This window comes from Isoptericola sp. NPDC056578 (genome assembly GCF_042793275.1).
In the GTDB taxonomy this organism is placed as follows: Bacteria; Actinomycetota; Actinomycetes; order Actinomycetales; family Cellulomonadaceae; genus Isoptericola.
Window position 1 is genome coordinate 6,922 of sequence record NZ_JBHTVC010000026.1, and the last position, 16,453, is coordinate 23,374.

Annotated in this window: 17 protein-coding genes and 1 riboswitch; of the genes, 11 read left to right on the plus strand and 6 right to left on the minus strand. The window is 75.3% G+C overall.

Annotation, left to right across the window (positions count from 1 at the left end; translation table 11 throughout):
- The first annotated feature begins 183 nt into the window (after positions 1-183).
- Positions 184-1,104, plus strand: coding sequence for an LLM class flavin-dependent oxidoreductase (locus tag ACFQ80_RS12015; protein WP_430563804.1), 921 nt, complete (start codon positions 184-186; stop codon positions 1,102-1,104).
- A 3-nt stretch (positions 1,105-1,107) separates the two neighbouring features.
- On the opposite strand, the gene ACFQ80_RS12020 is transcribed toward ACFQ80_RS12015, so the two are convergent.
- From ACFQ80_RS12020 to ACFQ80_RS12030, 3 genes are read right to left on the minus strand one after another with little or no spacing between them, the layout of a single operon-like run.
- The gene (locus tag ACFQ80_RS12020; RefSeq protein ID WP_430563805.1) at positions 1,108-3,222 is read right to left on the minus strand and encodes a CocE/NonD family hydrolase; all 2,115 of its coding nucleotides are present in this window, start codon (positions 3,220-3,222) and stop codon (positions 1,108-1,110) included.
- A 38-nt stretch (positions 3,223-3,260) separates the two neighbouring features.
- The gene (locus tag ACFQ80_RS12025; protein ID WP_430563806.1) at positions 3,261-4,763 is read right to left on the minus strand and encodes a peptide MFS transporter; all 1,503 of its coding nucleotides are present in this window, start codon (positions 4,761-4,763) and stop codon (positions 3,261-3,263) included.
- Between the two features lie 52 nt (positions 4,764-4,815).
- On the minus strand, positions 4,816-5,403 hold the full coding sequence (locus ACFQ80_RS12030) for a GNAT family N-acetyltransferase (RefSeq protein ID WP_430563807.1): 588 nt from the start codon (positions 5,401-5,403) through the stop codon (positions 4,816-4,818).
- Between the two features lie 115 nt (positions 5,404-5,518).
- Here ACFQ80_RS12030 and ACFQ80_RS12035 point away from each other — a divergent pair, with 115 nt between their 5' ends.
- A complete protein-coding gene (locus tag ACFQ80_RS12035) occupies positions 5,519-6,997 on the plus strand; it encodes an amidase (RefSeq protein ID WP_430563808.1) in 1,479 nt (492 codons plus the stop codon).
- Here the strand turns inward: ACFQ80_RS12035 and ACFQ80_RS12040 are convergent, their stop codons facing one another.
- The gene (locus tag ACFQ80_RS12040) at positions 6,998-7,405 is read right to left on the minus strand and encodes a MerR family transcriptional regulator (RefSeq protein ID WP_430563809.1); all 408 of its coding nucleotides are present in this window, start codon (positions 7,403-7,405) and stop codon (positions 6,998-7,000) included.
- A 49-nt stretch (positions 7,406-7,454) separates the two neighbouring features.
- On the opposite strand from ACFQ80_RS12040, the gene ACFQ80_RS12045 reads away from it, so the two are divergent.
- Together ACFQ80_RS12045 and ACFQ80_RS12050 are read left to right on the plus strand one after the other, a co-directional pair.
- A complete protein-coding gene (locus tag ACFQ80_RS12045) occupies positions 7,455-8,351 on the plus strand; it encodes an NAD(P)-dependent oxidoreductase (protein WP_430552167.1) in 897 nt (298 codons plus the stop codon).
- 110 nt (positions 8,352-8,461) lie between these two features.
- On the plus strand, positions 8,462-8,635 hold the full coding sequence (locus tag ACFQ80_RS12050) for a CsbD family protein (RefSeq protein WP_429766061.1): 174 nt from the start codon (positions 8,462-8,464) through the stop codon (positions 8,633-8,635).
- A gap of 73 nt (positions 8,636-8,708) precedes the next feature.
- Here ACFQ80_RS12050 and ACFQ80_RS12055 read toward each other — a convergent pair whose 3' ends face one another.
- Entirely contained in the window at positions 8,709-10,151 is a 1,443-nt protein-coding gene (locus ACFQ80_RS12055) for an aminotransferase class V-fold PLP-dependent enzyme (RefSeq protein WP_430563810.1), read from the minus strand.
- Positions 10,152-10,185: 34 nt separating this feature from the next.
- Positions 10,186-10,302: riboswitch (SAM riboswitch) on the minus strand.
- Positions 10,303-10,388: 86 nt separating this feature from the next.
- Here ACFQ80_RS12055 and ACFQ80_RS12060 point away from each other — a divergent pair.
- The 3 genes from ACFQ80_RS12060 (at position 10,389) to ACFQ80_RS12070 (ending at position 12,896) form a co-directional block, all read left to right on the plus strand.
- Entirely contained in the window at positions 10,389-11,069 is a 681-nt protein-coding gene (locus tag ACFQ80_RS12060) for an RNA polymerase sigma factor (protein ID WP_430552169.1), read from the plus strand.
- Positions 11,069-12,256 (plus strand): protein kinase, encoded by a 1,188-nt coding sequence (locus tag ACFQ80_RS12065; protein WP_430563811.1) that lies wholly within the window; start codon positions 11,069-11,071, stop codon positions 12,254-12,256. Before ACFQ80_RS12060 ends, ACFQ80_RS12065 begins: the two co-directional genes overlap by 1 nt.
- A gap of 103 nt (positions 12,257-12,359) precedes the next feature.
- Positions 12,360-12,896 carry a hypothetical protein gene (locus ACFQ80_RS12070; protein ID WP_430563812.1) on the plus strand — a complete coding sequence of 179 codons (537 nt, stop codon included), beginning with the start codon at positions 12,360-12,362 and terminating at the stop codon, positions 12,894-12,896.
- 18 nt (positions 12,897-12,914) lie between these two features.
- Here ACFQ80_RS12070 and ACFQ80_RS12075 read toward each other — a convergent pair whose 3' ends face one another.
- Positions 12,915-13,085 (minus strand): hypothetical protein, encoded by a 171-nt coding sequence (locus ACFQ80_RS12075; protein ID WP_430563813.1) that lies wholly within the window; start codon positions 13,083-13,085, stop codon positions 12,915-12,917.
- Between the two features lie 266 nt (positions 13,086-13,351).
- On the opposite strand from ACFQ80_RS12075, the gene ACFQ80_RS12080 reads away from it, so the two are divergent.
- The 4 genes from ACFQ80_RS12080 to ACFQ80_RS12095 all read left to right on the plus strand — a co-directional run bounded on the left by ACFQ80_RS12080 (position 13,352) and on the right by ACFQ80_RS12095 (position 16,437).
- Positions 13,352-13,828: a rhodanese-like domain-containing protein gene (locus ACFQ80_RS12080; protein ID WP_430563814.1), complete on the plus strand. Its 477-nt coding sequence runs from the start codon at positions 13,352-13,354 to the stop codon at positions 13,826-13,828.
- Positions 13,825-15,090, plus strand: a complete 1,266-nt coding sequence (locus ACFQ80_RS12085) for an O-succinylhomoserine sulfhydrylase (RefSeq protein WP_430563815.1) — start codon at positions 13,825-13,827, stop codon at positions 15,088-15,090. The genes ACFQ80_RS12080 and ACFQ80_RS12085 overlap by 4 nt, the downstream gene beginning before the upstream one ends.
- 65 nt (positions 15,091-15,155) lie before the next feature.
- Positions 15,156-15,641, plus strand: coding sequence for a hypothetical protein (locus tag ACFQ80_RS12090; RefSeq protein ID WP_430563816.1), 486 nt, complete (start codon positions 15,156-15,158; stop codon positions 15,639-15,641).
- 64 nt (positions 15,642-15,705) lie between these two features.
- Positions 15,706-16,437: a class I SAM-dependent methyltransferase gene (locus ACFQ80_RS12095; protein ID WP_430563817.1), complete on the plus strand. Its 732-nt coding sequence runs from the start codon at positions 15,706-15,708 to the stop codon at positions 16,435-16,437.
- Positions 16,438-16,453 lie beyond the last annotated feature (16 nt).

Here is a 16,453-nt window from a genome sequence, read left to right on the forward strand (position 1 = left end):
GGGCCCGCCCCCATTCCGGGCCCTGGGCCCCCCCCATCTTAGTGGGTGCCCGGGCTTTCGCCCTATTGTGGGGTTTTTTTTGGGGGGGGCGGGTTGTGTGTCAAAACAACCGCGGGGCGCCTCGAACTACCTCGCGGCGCTGGGCACTACCTCGGCGTGCGGGCCTGGGGCAGGATCGGGTGCATGACCACCCTCGGCTGCATCCTCGCGCCCTACGGCAACCCGCCCTCGCGGTTCGTCCCGTTCGCCCGCACCGCCGAGGCCGCCGGCCTCGACGAGGTCTGGCTGTGGGAGGACTGCTTCCTCGAGTCCGGCCCGTCCGCGGCCGCGGCGATGCTGAGCGCCACCGAACGCCTGCGCGTGGGGATCGGCGTCATGCCGCTGCCGCTGCGCAACGTGGCGCTCACCGCGATGGAGACGGCGACGATCGACGGCATGTTCCCCGGTCGGTTCCTGCCGGGCGTGGGGCACGGCGTGCAGGACTGGATGGGCCAGGTCGGCGCCCGGGTGGCGTCGCCGCTGACGCTCATGCGCGAGCAGGTCACCGCGCTCCGCGCGCTGCTCGCCGGGGAGCGGGTCACGACGTCCGGCCGCTACGTGACCCTCGACGGCGTCGCCCTCGACTGGCCGCCGGCCGTCGCGCCGCCCGTGGTCGCGGCGGCGAAGGGCCCGAGGACGATGCGGCTGGTCGGCGAGATCGCCGACGGCGTCGTCATCGACGGGGACGCCGGCGTCCAGGGGGCCCGCGAGGCGATCGCGCTGCTCGACGAGGGGCGTGCGGCCGCCGGGCTGCCGCCCGTCGCGGAGTCCGGGCCGGGCAGCGCGCACCCGTTCCGGGCGGTGGCGTTCGCGCAGGTCGCCACCGGCGCCGGGGCGGCCGACCGGCTGCGTGCCTCGCTCGCGAAGTGGGACGTCGACGCGACCTCCGACGAGGTCCTCGCCGACCACGCCACGTGGGGCTCAGCGGAGGAGGTCGCCGACGGGCTGCGCCGCTTCGCCGCGCTCGGCGTCACGACCGTCGTCGCGCAGCCGACGCAGGACGAGCCGGACCTCGACGGGTTCGCGGCGTTCCTCGGGCAGGAGGTCGCGCCGCTGCTGCGGTAGCCGTCAGCCCGCGGTCCGCGGGATCGACCGCGTCCACCGCCGCTCGAAGACGACCTCGTCGCCGTCGCGCGCCACCACCTCGTTCTCGGTGTGGAAGGCGTGGTCGTCGCAGGAGATCTCCGACCGGGTGACGACGCTCGCGTCCCAGCCGCCGGCCATCCCCGCGGGCAGCGGGTCGCCCGCGTCGCGGCGCAGCCGCACCGTCCAGTCCGAGCGGGTGCGCGCGCTGGTGGCGTCCCGTCCGATCCAGTACCGCTCGAGCGCGTCCTCGGTGAACTCCAGGCCGTCGGGGTAGGTGCGGGTGCCGCCGTAGCGCGGGTCCACCTCCAGCAGCCACCGGCCCTCGGCGACGTCGCGCACGACCCGCCGCTCCGGCCGCGCCTCGCCCGCCTCGCCGAAGACGACGCCCAGCGGCGGCGTCTGCTCGGGCTCCTCGAAGACGACGGGCGGGTGCGACGACGCCCGGTCGTGCACGGGCAGCTCCAGCGCACCGTCGCCGACCGCGACGGCGAGCACGGCGTCGCCGGGCTGCGGCCAGACCCACGGCCAGTACGCGGAGGACACCGCGAGGCGCAGCCGGTGCCCGGGCGCCAGCGCGTAGCCGGTGCCGGTGAGCTCGAACGACACCTCCTCCGTCGCGCCCGGCGTCCACGGCACGACGCGGTCGCGACCGTGCCGGGCCGACAGGTTGAGCACGCCGCGCGTGACGAGCGTCGACGAGCCGTCCGGGCCGACGTCGCACAGGCGCGCCACGACCTGCCCCTTCTCCCCCGAGCACGTGAGCCGCAGCCGCACGCGGGCGCGCCCCAGGATCTCCAGCGGCGCGGTGAGCGGGGCGGAGTCGAAGCAGAGCGACCGCCCGTCCTCCTCCCGCTGGTCGGGCGGCAGGTCCGCGTCGTTGCCGAACGGGAAGAACCGGCCGGCGTCCACGCCGGTGTGCGACGGCGAGTCCACCAGCCACGACGTCGGCACGGGGTGGCCGCCCGCGAGCGCCCCGACCGTCGGCGCCGTCGTCCGCAGGCCGCCCTCTGGCGGGTCGTCGGCGTCGACGGCGACGAGCGGCAGCTCGCGGGGGAAGACGTGCGGCGACGGCCACGACGGCTCGCCCACCCACCGGCCGGGCAGCTCGTCGTAGACGGTGGCGGGCGGCACGGACTCGCTGATCCACGCGCGCAGCGGCGGGTCGTCGAGGACGCCGCGGTCGGCGCCCTTGAGCCAGTGGTCCCACCAGCGCAGCGTCTCCTGCAGGAAGCCGATGGCCGGGCCCGGCGGCAGACCGCGGTCGGGGTACTGGTGCGACCACGGGCCGAGGATGCCGCGCATGGGGGCGCGCAGGGCGCCGTCGTCGCCCGCCGCGGCGAGCCGCAGCACGGTGTCGCGGTACGGGTCGTTCCAGCCGCCGACGGCGAGCACCGCCGCCGAGATCGTCGAGTAGTCCTCGATGACGCTGCCGTGCCGCCAGTAGTCGTCGCGGCTCTGGTGGTCCAGCCAGGTGTGCACGAACGGCTCGGTGCGCTCCAGCCGGTCGAGCCACTGCTCGCGCCAGCCCTCCCCCACGTACACCGGGTCCGGCGGGCGCGAGCAGAACGCGAGCATCGTGGCCGCCCACGCGTGCATGTCGACGGCCAGCACGGAGCCGCCCGTGTAGTGCACGTCGTTGTCGTAGCGGTCGTCGGTGGAGCAGACCGTGACGATCGCCTTCAACGGCTCGGGCGCGAGCGCCGCGATCTGGAGCGAGTTGAAGCCGCCCCACGAGATGCCGAACATGCCGACCGACCCGTCGCACCAGCCCTGCGCCGCCAGCCACTCCACGACGGCCACCCCGTCCGCGAGCTCGGTGGGCGAGTACTCGTCGTCCTGGAACCCGTCGGAGTTGCCGCTGCCCCGGATGTCCACCCGCACCGACGCGTACCCGTGCCCCGCGTAGTAGGGGTGGCGCTGGGCGTCGCGCGGGGCCGTCCAGTCGGACAGCCGGTAGGGCAGGTACTCGAGGATCGCCGGGACAGGCGTCGGGTCGACGGGCCTCCAGACGCGGGCCGCGAGGCGCGTGCCGTCGGCCAGGGGGATCCACAGGTCCTCGACGAGGGTCTCGTAGGGCAGGTCGGTCACGTGGCGCATGGGTCCTCCGGCGCTCGGACGATCAGTGGACGGGTGCCTCAGTGGACGGGGTGCATGGTGCGCTTCATCCACGGCGACAGGGCGAGCACGACGACGGCGACGATCACGGGCACGGCGCCGTTGACGGCGAAGTAGACGCCGTCTGGCACCTCGCCGTAGAAGCGGACGGTCTGCGCCTGGATGCCGTTGGCCAGCGCGATCGACAGGAACCACACCGCCATCGACTGGCTGGAGAACGCGAGCGGGGCGAGCTTCGTGGTGGCCGACAGGCCGGTGGTCTGCAGCAGGACGTCACCCAGGCCGAGCAGCGTCAGGGAGACCAGCAGCCACCAGACGGCGATCCGCCAGTCGCCGGACTGCCCGCTCACGGCCGGCACGAGGACGAGGTAGGACAGGCCGCCGAGCAGGGCACCGAAGGCGACCTTCTTGGACGCGTGCGGCTGGCGCGGCCCCAGCCACGTCCACAGGGCCGCGACGAGCGGGGCGACGAGCACCTCGGCGGCGCCCAGGTAGGAGCTGAACCAGGCCGACGGCACGTCCCAGCCGAAGAGGGTCCGCTGCACGTGGTCCTCGGCCAGCAGGATCAGCACCGAGTACGCCTGGAACAGCACGAAGTTGAACGCCACCGACGCGATCCACAGCACGAGGAACGGGCGCAGGCGGCCGCGCTCCTCGGTCGTCACGCGCGGGCTGCGGAACATCACCGTGAAGTAGACGATCGGCGCCACCATCGCGATCACGGTGAGGGCGTCCACGACCCCGGCGATGCTGAGCCGCCCGACCAGGGCGAGCACCACGAGGACGACGACCACGGCCGCCGCCGCGCCGAGCAGGAGCAGGCGGGTCCGGCGCGCGGCGTCGGGCGGCAGGGGCGCCTCGGCCGGCCGGCCGTAGCCCGGGATCCGCCGGCGCCCCACGACGTACTGGATCAGCCCCGCCGTCATGCCGATCGCGGCGGCGGAGAAGCCCCAGTGCCAGCCGACCTCGGCGCCCAGCCAGCCGGTGACCAGCGGACCGACGAACGCACCCACGTTGATGCCCATGTAGTACAGGGCGAACCCGGCGTCGCGGCGGTCGTCGTCGGTGGAGTAGAGCTTGCCCACGAGCGTCGACACGTTGGGCTTGAGCAGCCCGGTGCCGAGGCTGATGAGCACGAGCCCGATCCACGTGGAGATCTCTGCCGGTACCGCCATCGTGTAGTGGCCGGCGGCGATGAGGATGCCGCCCCACAGCACCGCGCGGTAGGAGCCGAGGACGCGGTCGGCGATCCAGCCGCCGCCCACGGACACGAGGTAGACCATCGTGCCGTAGCCGGCGGCGATGGACGCCGCGTTGCCGGGCTCCATCGCGAGGCCGTCGTCGGCGACCGAGGCGGTGAAGTAGAGGACGAGGATCGCCTGCATCCCCAGGAACGAGAACCGCTCCCAGACCTCCAGGCTGAAGAGCGTCGCGAGGCCGCGGGGGTGGCCGAAGAACGCCCGGTCGTCGTGGGCGTCGGAGCCGGGGGCCGGGTCGACGGCGGGAGCGTCCTCGGTGGTCACCCGTCCAGACTCCCACCGCCCGCGCCCGCCGACCTGCCGAGCGGCGGGGTGGTCAGCGAGCGGCGAGCCGGGCCTCGAGGCCGGCGCGGACGCCCGGCCACTCGTCGTCGACGATCGAGAAGTACGCGGTGTCGCCCACCGTGCCGTCGGCGGCGACGCGGTGCTTGCGCAGCACGCCCTCGGGCTTCGCACCGAGCCGCTGGATGGCGGCGCACGACCGGGTGTTGCGGGAGTCGGCGCGCAGCGCGACGCGGCGCAGGCCCCACTCCTCGAACGCGTGCCGCAGCAGCAGCAGCTTGCACGCGGGGTTCGTGGTGCCGCCCCACCACTCGCGGCCGTAGAAGGTGGTGCCGATCTCGACACGCCCGGGCCCGGGCGCCAGCTCGTAGAAGCGGGTCGACCCGCGCACGGTTCCACGGCCACCGGCGCCGTCGTCGCCCACGACGGCGAACGCCATCGTGCCCGGCGTCGCGACGCCCGCCTCTATCCACGCCTCGAGGTCGGCGACCGCGGCCGGGACGGGCGACGTCATGCCGAACCACAGGTCGGCGTCGAGCAGCGGGAACAGCGCGGCGGCGTGCTGCGGGCCCAGGGGCTCCAGGCGCACGCCGTGGCCGGCGAGGACGAGGTCGTGATGCACGGGCCCATCCTCGCCGAACAGGCGGTTGATGCCGGAATGCGTCCAACTTCCTCGCGATACCGGTGTCAACCGCCTGTTCGGCGACCCGGGCAGCGGGATGGGTAGCGTGCGGATCATGGACGACGCCCTGCACGAGATGACCGCCACCCGGTTGCGCGACCTGCTGCGCGCGGGAGAGCTCACGCCGACCGAGGTGGCCGACCACTTCCTCGCCCGGATCGAGCGCGCCAACCCCGACCTGGGGGCGTTCGCCACCGTCGCCCCCGAGGCGGCGCGCGCGCGGACGGCGGCCCTCGAGCGCGACGGCGCGCACGGCCGGGCGACCCTGTGGGGGCTGCCCGGCGGGGACAAGGACCTGTGGATGCGGGCCGGCGTGCCCGCCCGGTTCGGCTCCCGCGCCTTCGCCGGCGACGACGCCGTCGTGCCGCCCGTGAGCGACGAGATCGTCGACGTCCTCGACGCCGCCGGCATGGTGAGCCTCGGCCGCACGACCGCCCCCGAGCTCGGCTTCCCCGCGTACACCGAGCCGCTGGCGGGGCCGGTGGCACGCAACCCGTGGGACCCGGGCCTCGGGGCGGGCGGGTCGAGCGGCGGCGCCGCCGTCGCCGTCGCGGCGGGCCTGCTCCCGTGCGCGCCGGGGTCGGACGGCGGCGGGTCGGTCCGCATCCCCGCCGCCGCGTGCGGCGTGGTCGGGCTCAAGCCGAGCCGCGGCCTCGTGCCGGCGGGGTCGGGCCAGGAGTCGCTGGGCGGGCTGGTCGTCAACGGGCCGCTCGCCCGCACCGCCGAGGACACCGCGCTGCTGCTGGAGGGCATGCTCACCTGGACCCCGGACGGCCGCGTGGCGCACCCGCTCACGCTGCGCGCGCCGTCGGCCCGCGCCGGGGAGTACCTGGCCGCGGCGCGCCGCGGAGAGGTGGCGGGTGACGGGGGCGAGGACGTGCGGGGCCGGTTCCGGATCGGTGTCACGACCGACTCCGCCTGGGACGACTTCTACGCGATCACGACGTCGGACGAGGCACGCGCCGCGCTCGACACCGGCGTGGCGACGCTCGCCGGCCTGGGGCACGAGGTCGACGACCTGTCCCTCGAGCCCGACCCGACGTACGGCCCCGCCTTCCGCACCCTGTGGATGGCGGGCGCCTCCGCGGTCCCGCTGGACGACCCCGCACGGCTCGACCGGCTCGAGCCGCTCACCCGGTGGCTCATCGGCCGCGGCCGCCAGGTGCCCGCCCGCGAGCTCGCCGAGGCGCTGCGTGCGCTCACGGCGTTCGAGCGCAGGCTGGTCGCGCAGATGTCACGGTTCGACGCCGTCGTCACCCCCGCGCTCGCGACGACGCCCCGCCCGCTCGGCTGGTTCGACCCCGAGGACCCCGAGCGCAACTTCGAGCAGCAGTGCCAGTACACGCCCTGGACGTCGATGCTCAACGTGGCGGGGCTGCCGGCGATCACGCTGCCGACCCGCTGGACCGACGACGGGCTGCCGATGGGCGTCCAGCTGATCGGGCGGCCGGGCGGCGAGACGACGCTCCTCGCGCTCGCCGCCCAGCTCGAGGACCGGCTGCGCTGGGCGGACCGGCACCCTCCGGCCTGGTGATCAGGCGGGAACCCTCTCCGCCGTCGCGCCGTCGAGCGGCGGGTAGGTCTCGCCACCCACCCGCTCCGCCGCCGCGATGTACCCGGCCAGGGCCGAGCGCGAGCGGGCGAGCCTCGCCATCTGGTCCTCCAGACGCCGCAGGCGGGAGCGCATCGCGGTCAGGAGCTCGGCACAGCCGGGCAGCTGCGGCTCCTCGCCGACCGCGCACGGCAGGACGTAGGCGATGTCCTCGGACGACAGGCCCGCGTCGAGCAGGTGCCGGATCTGCCGCACCCGCAGCACGGCCCCCTCGTCGAACTCGCGGTAGCCGTTCGAGCGTCGGGCGACGTCCAGCAGGCCCTGGGCCTCGTAGTAGCGCAGTTGGTGCGTCCGCACGCCCGTGCGGCGGCTCAGCTCACCGATCCGCATCCCGCTCCCCCTTGACCTTCACACCGGTATGAACGTCGACGATGCTGCCATGGTCACCAGAACCCACAAGCCGTCGTCCCCCGCCCCCGTCTCCGTCGTCGGTCTCGGCCTCATGGGTCGCGCGCTCGCCGGCGCGTTCCTGCGGGCCGGGCACCCCACCACCGTGTGGAACCGCACCCCCGCCAGGGCCGACGCGTTGGTGGCGGACGGCGCCCACCTGGCGCCCACGGCGGCCGCGGCGGTCCGTCCCGGCGGCCTGACGATCGTCTGCCTCACCGACGACGCCGCCGTGCGCGAGCTGCTCGGCCACGACGACGTCGACCTCGCCGGCGCCACGCTGGTCAACCTCACGTCCAGCAGCTCCTCGCAGGCCAGGGAGACCGCCCGGTGGGCCGCCCGGCGCGGCGCGCGATACCTCGACGGCGCGATCATGGCCGTGCCGCCCGCGATCGGGACGGCGGACGCGGTCGTCCTGCACAGCGGGCCCCGGACGGACTTCGACGCGCACGCCGCCACCCTCGCCGCGCTCGGCACCGTCACCCACCTCGGCGAGGACCCCGGGCTGGCGTCCCTCTACGACGCGGCCGGCCTCACGATGATGTGGAGCGTCCTCGACGCGTGGCTGCACGGCACCGCCATGCTCCGCACGGCCGGGGTAGACGCCGCCGCCTTCGCCCCGTTCGCCCGGCAGATCGCGGAGGGCGTGGCCGCCTGGCTGCCCGGCTACGCGGAGCAGGTCGACAGCGGCAGGTTCCCGGCGGAGGCCTCGGCCCTCGAGACGGACGCGCGCGCGATGGCGCACCTCGTCGAGGAGAGCGCGGCGCTGGGCGTGAGCACCGAGCTGCCGAGACTGCTCAAGGCCGTGGCCGACCGTGGCGTCGCCGCGGGCCACGGTCACGAGCAGTACCCGGTGCTGATCGAGGAGTTCGGCCGCCCGACGCCCTGACCTGCCGGTCGCCACCCGGAGGACCACGACCTGAGACGTCGGCGTGCGAGCCGGCGGGCACGCGCCTACGGTCGGTGCTCGAGGTCGTTCGTCCGACGGAAGGAGCCCCGATGGGACTGGGAGACAAGGCCAAGCACCTGGCGGAAGAGGCCGAAGGCAAGGCCAAGGAAGCCACGGGCAAGCTCACCGACGACGAGAGCAAAGAGGCCGAGGGCAAGGCCCAGCAGGCCAGCGCGAACCTCAAGCAGGCGGGCGACGACGTCAAGGACGCGTTCAAGGGCTGACCCGCTGACACGACGGGGCGCCACCGCACGGTGGCGCCCCGTCGTCATGTCCGCCCGGGGCGGGGCCGACGGCTCAGAGGTCGTCGGGCAGGCAGCCGAACGCCTCGTCGGCGCCCAGCGCGGCGGTGGCGAGCAGCCCCTCGAGGCCGGAGCCCTCGGGCACGGGGCGCGGGTCGTCGACGACGACCCACAGCCCGTCCACGACGTCGTACTGCGCCTGCGGCCCCTCGGTCACGAGCGAGCGGACGGCGGCGACGAGCCGCTCGACCTCCTCGCCCGCGGTGCCGAGGCCCACCGACGCGCGGACGGCGCCGGCGTCGAAGCCGAGGCGGCCGAGCAGCGGGTGGGCGCAGAACCGGCCGTCGCGCACGCCGATGCCGTGCTCGGCGGACAGGTACGCGGCGACGAGGCCGGGGTCGTACCCGGTGACCGTGAACGTCACGACGCCCACCGGGTCGACGGCGTCGTCCCAGACGTGGACGACCTCGACGCGCTCGATCTCGCCGAGCCCGTCCACGAGCCGGCGTCGCAGGGCGTCCTCGTGCCCGGCCGCGACCCACGGGTCGAGGGCGGCGAGCTCGTCGCACGCGGCAGCGAGCGCCACCGCGCCCACGACGTTGGGCGAGCCGGCCTCGTGCCGGGCGGGGCCCTCGTGCCAGTCGGTCGTGGTGGTGCGCACCCGGCGCACGGCGCCGCCGCCGGCCAGGTACGGGGTGCCGGCGTCGAGCCAGTCGCGCCGGCCGACCAGGGCACCGGCCCCGAACGGCGCGTACGTCTTGTGTCCCGAGAACGCGACGTAGTCGACGCCCGTCTCCGCGAGCGAGAAGCGGCGGTGCGGCACCAGCTGGGCGCCGTCGAGCACGACGCGCGCGCCGGCGCCGTGCGCGGCGGCGACGACGTCGGCCACGGGCAGCGCCTCGCCGGTCACGTTGGACGCGCCGGTGAGCGCCAGGAGGGCGTAGGGGCGGCCCGCGGCAGCGGCCGACCCCAGCTCTTCCTCGATCTCCGCGAGGGTGGCGGCCACGGACGGGCCGCCCGCGACGACGGTCGCGTCGGTGACGCGCTGCCAGGGCAGCAGGTTGGCGTGGTGCTCGATGTCGAGCACGAGGACGCGGCCGGGATCGCCCGTGGCCGGGTCTGCGGGCACGCAGCCCGCGAGCAGGTTGAGCGAGTCCGTCGTGTTGCGGGTGACGATCGTGAGGTCGTCCTCCCGGGCTCCGACGAACGCGCCGATCGTGCGGCGGGCCGTCTCGTACAGGGCCGTCGAGACCTGCGACAGGTAGCCGGCGCCGCGATGGACGCTGGCGTACAGCGGCAGCACGCGCGCGACCCGGTCGGCCACGGCCTGCAGGGCGGGCGCCGACGCCGCGACGTCGAGGTTGGCGTACGGCAGCTGACGGCCGTCGACGAGCGGCACGAGCGTGTCGCCGCCGACGACGGGCAGCACGGGTGCGACGTCCTGCACGGCGCCGACGCGCACGGCGGGCACCGCAGGCGCGGGGGTGAGCGTGGTCATGCGTGGTCCTCCTCGGTCGTGCCGGGGAGGTGGCTCCCCGCGCTTGCCCGCGCGCCGGACGGCGCAGGGCCAGGTCGTCACCCGGGGCACCCCGCCGCGAGAGGAGGGTTGCCGGCCAGCGAGCCGGGGCTTCGCGCTGGCGCTCTTGACCTGCCGCCCATCGTGCGTGCGCAGCACCACACGGTCAAGCGGAGCCCGCCCCCTTCTCACGATGCGGTCGCGTGAGACGCTGGATGCATGCCCGATCGCACCGTTCCGGCCTCCGGCGCGCCTCCGGGAGGCCCCGTCGGAAGCCCCGTCGGAACCCCGGCCGAGCTGGTCGCCCGCGCCCTCGCCGGCGGCGACCTCCACGCCGCAGGGCTCGCCGCCCGCGCGGCGACCGGGGACGACGCCGCCGACGTCCTCGACCTCGTCGGCGGGCGGGCCGCCGCGGGCTCCGCGCCCGCGACCGAGCTGCTGGTGGAGCTGCTGGACGCGTCCGGCGTCGTCCGGCGCTTCGTGCGCGGCGCCCTGCTCGACGAGGCCGCCGTGGACGACGTCTCCCAGGACGTGCTGGTCTCCGTGGCGACGTCGGTCCGGTCGTTCGCGGGCGGGTCGCGGGTCACCACGTGGGTGCACGGGATCGTGCGCCACCGGGTGGTCGACCACCTGCGACGGCAGCGCGCCACCGCTCCCCTGCCCGACGACGACGTCGGGCCGTCGGAACGGATGAGCTCCCTCATCGCCACGCGCGCCACCGTGCGCGACGCGCTCGCCGCCCTGCCCGAGCTCTACCGCGAGCCCGTGACGCTGCGCGACATCGAGGGCCTGCCCTACGCGGAGGTGGCCGACCGTCTGGGTCGCAGCGTCGGCACCGTGAAGTCACAGGTCTCGCGCGGCCGCGCGCTCGTGGCCGCGGCCCTCGGGAGCCTGTCCTGATGGCCGCGCCCGCCGCGCCCGAGCCGCTGCTCGGGCGGTACCGGGTGGGCGACGTGATCGGCGTCGGGTCGTTCGCCACCGTGCACCGCGCCGTGGACGAGCGGCTGGACGACGTCGTCGTGGTGAAGGTGCTGGCCGAGAACCACAGCCTCAACCCGGAGGTCCGCGAGCGGTTCATCGCGGAGGGCCGGGCGCTGCGGCGGGTGGCGAGCCCGCACGTCGTCGCCGTGCACGACATCGGCGAGAGCGACCGCCAGCAGCCCTACCTCGTCCTCGAGCTCGCCGACCGCGGCACCCTCGCGGCCCGCGTCGCGGCCCTGCGGGCGGACGGGTGGACGGCGACGCCCGCCGACGTGCTCGCCGTCGCCCGGGGGCTCGCCGCCGCGGTCGAGGCCGTGCACGCCGCGCGCCTCGTGCACCGGGACCTCAGCCCCGGCAACGTGCTGCTGCGCACCGGCCCGGAGGGCGCGGTCGAGGGCGTTCCCGCCGCCGTCGTCCGGCCGGACGAGCGCCTCGTCCTGGCCGACCTCGGCATGAGCAAAGACCTGGCCCGCAGCTCCGGGCTGACCGTCGCGGGCGGCACCGAAGGGTTCCGGCCGCCGGAGCAGGCCGGCCCCGGCACGGTCGACACCCGCGCCGACCTGTGGGCGATGTCCGCGCTGCTGTCCTGGCTCGTCGAGGGCGCCGACCTGCCGCACTCCCTCGACGCCGCGCTACGCCGCAGCCTCGCCGACGCCCCCGCCCGGCGGCACCCCGACGCCGCAGCCTGGCTGGCCGACGTCGAGGGGGCGCTCGCCCCGGGCACGACCGGCGGCCCGGACCGCGCGCGACGCCGCCCGGCCGCCGTCGTCGTCGCCGCGGTCACCGCCGCCGTCCTCGGCCTGGGCGCGGGCGCCGGCGTCACGGCCTGGCTCGACCGGCCTCGCTCGGCCGCGGGCGGCGCGACCGTCGCGATCTCCGGGCCCGGGGCGGCGACCGTCGGCGAGCCGGTCACCCTCACGGCCGACGTCGCGGGCGCGGAGCACTGGGTGTGGACGCTGCCCACGGGCACCTACGTGGCCGACGACGAGCGCGTGCGGCTCACCGCCAGCAGCGCCGGCGCCGCCGAGGTGGTGCTCGAGGCCCGCGCCCCGGACGGGACCGCCCTCACGGCCGTGCACCGGCTGCGGGTCGGCGCCGGGTCCTGACCCGGACGAAGAAATCTCGGTCCGCGTGCAACCTTTCCGCCGCCGCGGACGACTCACGGGGGTCAGCACCGCACAGGGCTGGCCCCATCGACCAGGAGAGACCATGCGACACCTTCCCCGCCGACTGACGCCGATCGCCCTCGCGAGCCTCCTCGCCCTGAGCGCGTGCGCGTCCCCGACCCCCGACGCCGAGTTCGACGACCCGGGCACCTCGGCGTCGGACACGACGGCGACGCAGCCCGCCGACGACGCCGCAGGCGCCGACGAGCAGGCCGACGGGACCGAGGAGACCGCCGACGCGCCGGCGGCGAAGGATCCCTCGGCGTACACCGTCCGCTACGCCGACAGCGACAAGACCGTCATCACCCTCGACCGGGCCCAGGTGGAGCAGCTCACCGGCACCGACCTGGCCGCCGGCACCGCCGACGCCCAGGCCGTGCTCGCGGAACCCGGCACCTGGTCGGGTGCGGACACGAAGGAGCACGCCGACGTCATCGTCGACGCCGCGACCCGCGAGTCCGACCGGATCGACCGCGTGCTCAGGCAGCAGGCGGACGGCCGCGACGTCGAGCTGCGACTGTTCGTCAAGCACCACCAGCACGCCCACGTGGCGCACTTCGGCGAGGACGACGACGACTGATCCCTGGGTGTCCGCGGGTCAGACGCCAGGGCCGTCCCGCCAGCCGAGCACGTTGTCCGCGCCCTGGGGGTAGGGGGCCTCGTGCGGGCGCCCGCCCTCGGGACGCGGCGGCGGCAGGTCGCGCGGACGCTCCAACGGCTCCTTGCGCTCGCGCCGGAACCACCCCTTGATCGTGGCGAGGATTGCCATCGTCCGTCTCCTTCGAGGTGCGGCCGAGCCCGGGTCCTGCCGGAGACTTTACCTTCGGCCGCGCCTGGGCACACCGGGGACGCACGGCGTTCGCGTCCCGAGACGGGGTGACCAGCACGCGGACGCCTGTCGTACGATCGCCAGGACCATCCCGAGCGGCCGAGTGACGTGGCACGTCGACGCCGCAGCAACCCGCGGGCCGGTCGCCGGCGACGGCGGCCCGTCCGGACGAGGGTGCTACCGCCACGACCGATGGGAGGACTGCGATGAGCACCCAGATCGATCCCCACCCCGCCGAGGGCTACGCCGGCGACCTCACCCCGCAGCAGGCGTGGGACCTGCTCGCCGGCGATCCGGACGCCGTCCTCGTCGACGTGCGCACCGAGGGCGAGTGGCGCGCCATCGGCGTGCCGGACACCGCGACCGCCGGGAAGACCCCGGTCTTCGTCGAGTGGGTGCAGGCGGGCGGGCGCCCGAACGCCGGCTTCCTCGCCGAGCTCGCCGCCGCGGGCGTGACCGCGGACCGCCCCGTCGTCTTCCTGTGCCGCTCCGGCCAGCGCTCGATCGGCGCGGCGCGCCTCGCGACGTCGTCGGGCCTCGGCCCGGCGTACAACGTGCTCGAGGGCTTCGAGGGCGGCCCCGGCTTCGACGGCGTCCGCGACCGCGAGGGCTGGAAGGTGCGCGGCCTGCCGTGGGGCGCGTACGACGCCGCCCGGCAGCAGGACCCGGAGCAGGCCCGATGAGCGGCGTGCAGGTCCCGACCGGCCCTGGCGCCGACCCCACGACCATCGGCGGCTCGCGCCCGCTGCCCGCCACGGCCCGGCCCGCGACCCTGGCCGTGCGCGGCGGGCACCGTCGGTCGGACTTCCAGGAGATGTCCGAGGGCCTGTTCCTCACCCAGGGGTACACCTACGCCTCGGCGGCGGACGCCGAGGCGGCGTTCGCCGGCGAGCGCTCGCAGTTCCTGTACTCGCGGTACGGCAACCCGACGGTGCACACGTTCGAGGAGCGGCTGCGCCTCATCGAGGGTGCCGAGGCCTGCTACGCCACGGCGTCGGGCATGTCGGCGGTGTTCAACGCCCTCGCCGCGCTGGTCTCCAGCGGTTCGCGCATCGTCTCGGCGCGGGCCCTGTTCGGGTCCACCAACGTCATCTACGACGAGATCTTCGCCAAGTGGGGGGTGCGCGTCGACCTGGTCGACGGGCACGTGACCTCGCAGTGGGAGGAGGCCCTCGCCACGCCGGCAGACGTCGTGTTCTTCGAGTCGCCGTCCAACCCCATGCAGGACCTCGTGGACGTGCGGCGGGTGGCCGAGCTCGCGCACGCCGCCGGCGCCGTCGTCGTGGTGGACAACGTGTTCGCGACGCCGGTGCTGCAGAAGCCGCTCGAGCTCGGTGCCGACGTCGTCGTGTACTCGGCCACCAAGCACATCGACGGGCAGGGGCGCGTGCTCGGCGGCGCGATCCTCGGCACGGAGGAGTTCCTCACCGGGCCGGTGCAGACGTTCGTGCGCAACACCGGCCCGTCGCTGAGCCCGTTCAACGCGTGGGTGCTGCTCAAGGGCCTGGAGACGCTCGACGTGCGCGTGCGAGCCCAGAACGCGGCGGCGCTGCAGGTCGCGACCGCGCTCGAGGAGCTCGACGGAGTGACCGGGGTGCGCTACCCGTTCCTCCCGTCGCACCCGCAGCACGAGCTCGCCAAGGCGCAGCAGTCGGGCGGCGGCACGGTCGTGACGCTCGACCTGGCCGTGCCCGAGGGCACGGAGGCGGCCGAGGCGAAGAAGCGCACGTTCGCGTTCCTCGACGCCCTCCAGGTCGTCGACATCTCCAACAACCTCGGCGACGCGAAGTCGATCATCACGCACCCCGCCACGACGACGCACCGCAAGCTCGGCCCCGAGGGCCGCGCCAAGGTCGGCATCGCCGAGACCACCGTGCGGCTGTCGATCGGCCTCGAGGACCCGCGGGACATCGTCGAGGACGTCGAGCAGGCGCTGCACGCCTGACCTCCTGCGACGTGTCGGAGGCCCCTGCCATGCTCGGGGCCCGGCAGGGGCGACGAGGAGGACCCGTGGGGACGCAGCACGACTTCGACTTCCTGTTCGGCGCGTGGCACGTCCGTCATCGCCGTTGGACCGAGCCCCTGGCCCCGGGGTCGACGACGGGCACCTGGGCCGAGTTCGACACCGAGGCCGTCGCCGGGCCGATCCTCGACGGCCTCGGCAACGCCGACGACACGTCCGGCACGCTGCCCGACGGGTCCCGGTTCAGCGGTCACAGCCTCCGCCTGTACGACCCGCCACGTGACGTGTGGCGGATCTGGTGGGCATCCACGAGCCAGCCCGGTCGGCTGGACCCCCCGGTCGAGGGGACGTTCACGGACGGCGTCGGCACCTTCGTCGGCCCCTTCGAGCACGAGGGCAGGACGATCCTCGCCCGGTTCCGGTGGCTCGACACGGACTCCCCGCGTCCCCGGTGGGAGCAGGACTTCTCCTTCGACGAAGGCCGTACCTGGGAGCCGGTGAACTGGGTCATGACCCACACCCGGATCCGCTGAGACGTCCCGGACCCCGCGGAATTTCCCTGTGACCGCGCGGCAGGGCCCGGCCTACGGTCGATGCGTGCCCGACGCCGTCTTCGCCGACCCCACGCTCGCCCGGCTGGCCGACCCGCTCGACCCGGACCGCCGCGACCTCGTCCCGTACCTGACGCTCGCCCACGAGCTGGGCGCGCGCCGCGTGCTCGACGTCGGCTGCGGGACGGGCACGTTCGCGTGCCTGCTCGCGGCGGAGGGGTTCGAGGTCGTCGGGGTGGACCCGGCGGGCGCCTCGCTCGAGGTAGCGCGCGGCAAGCCCGGCGCCGAGCGCGTGCGGTGGCTGCACGGCGACGCCACCACGCTGCCGCCGCTGCAGACGGATCTCGCGACGATGACCGGCAACGTCGCGCAGGTCTTCGGCACCGACGACGCGTGGTCGGCGACACTGCGGGGCGCCCACGCCGCCCTCGTCCCCGGCGGGCACCTGGTGTTCGAGACCCGCGACCCGGCCCAGCGGTTCTGGGAGCGCTGGACGCGCGAGCGCACGCACCGCCGCAACGACGTGCCGGGGTTCGGCGTCGTCGAGACGTGGTCCGACCTGGTCGACGTCTCGTTGCCGTTCGTGACGTTCCGCGGCACGTTCGTCCTGGCCGACGGGCGCGTGCTGCGCTCGGACTCGACGCTGCGGTTCCGGGAGCACGACGAGCTGGTGGCGTCGCTCGAGGACGTCGGCTACGTCGTCGAGCAGGTGCGCGACGCCCCCGACCGCCCGGGTCTGGAGTGGGTCTTCGTCGCCCGGGCGGCCGAGCCCGGCTGACGCGGCCGACGCGGCC

What these genes read in the sequence shown, in the direction of transcription:
- ACFQ80_RS12015 (WP_430563804.1), top strand. Translation starts at nt 184, where the DNA reads ATGACCACCCTCGGCTGCATCCTCGCGCCCTACGGCAACCCGCCCTCG.
- ACFQ80_RS12020 (WP_430563805.1), bottom strand. Translation starts at nt 3,222, where the DNA reads ATGCGCCACGTGACCGACCTGCCCTACGAGACCCTCGTCGAGGACCTG.
- ACFQ80_RS12035 (WP_430563808.1), top strand. Translation starts at nt 5,519, where the DNA reads ATGGACGACGCCCTGCACGAGATGACCGCCACCCGGTTGCGCGACCTG.
- ACFQ80_RS12040 (WP_430563809.1), bottom strand. Translation starts at nt 7,405, where the DNA reads ATGCGGATCGGTGAGCTGAGCCGCCGCACGGGCGTGCGGACGCACCAA.
- ACFQ80_RS12045 (WP_430552167.1), top strand. Translation starts at nt 7,455, where the DNA reads ATGGTCACCAGAACCCACAAGCCGTCGTCCCCCGCCCCCGTCTCCGTC.
- ACFQ80_RS12050 (WP_429766061.1), top strand. Translation starts at nt 8,462, where the DNA reads ATGGGACTGGGAGACAAGGCCAAGCACCTGGCGGAAGAGGCCGAAGGC.
- ACFQ80_RS12055 (WP_430563810.1), bottom strand. Translation starts at nt 10,151, where the DNA reads ATGACCACGCTCACCCCCGCGCCTGCGGTGCCCGCCGTGCGCGTCGGC.
- ACFQ80_RS12060 (WP_430552169.1), top strand. Translation starts at nt 10,389, where the DNA reads ATGCCCGATCGCACCGTTCCGGCCTCCGGCGCGCCTCCGGGAGGCCCC.
- ACFQ80_RS12065 (WP_430563811.1), top strand. Translation starts at nt 11,069, where the DNA reads ATGGCCGCGCCCGCCGCGCCCGAGCCGCTGCTCGGGCGGTACCGGGTG.
- ACFQ80_RS12070 (WP_430563812.1), top strand. Translation starts at nt 12,360, where the DNA reads ATGCGACACCTTCCCCGCCGACTGACGCCGATCGCCCTCGCGAGCCTC.
- ACFQ80_RS12075 (WP_430563813.1), bottom strand. Translation starts at nt 13,085, where the DNA reads ATGGCAATCCTCGCCACGATCAAGGGGTGGTTCCGGCGCGAGCGCAAG.
- ACFQ80_RS12080 (WP_430563814.1), top strand. Translation starts at nt 13,352, where the DNA reads ATGAGCACCCAGATCGATCCCCACCCCGCCGAGGGCTACGCCGGCGAC.
- ACFQ80_RS12085 (WP_430563815.1), top strand. Translation starts at nt 13,825, where the DNA reads ATGAGCGGCGTGCAGGTCCCGACCGGCCCTGGCGCCGACCCCACGACC.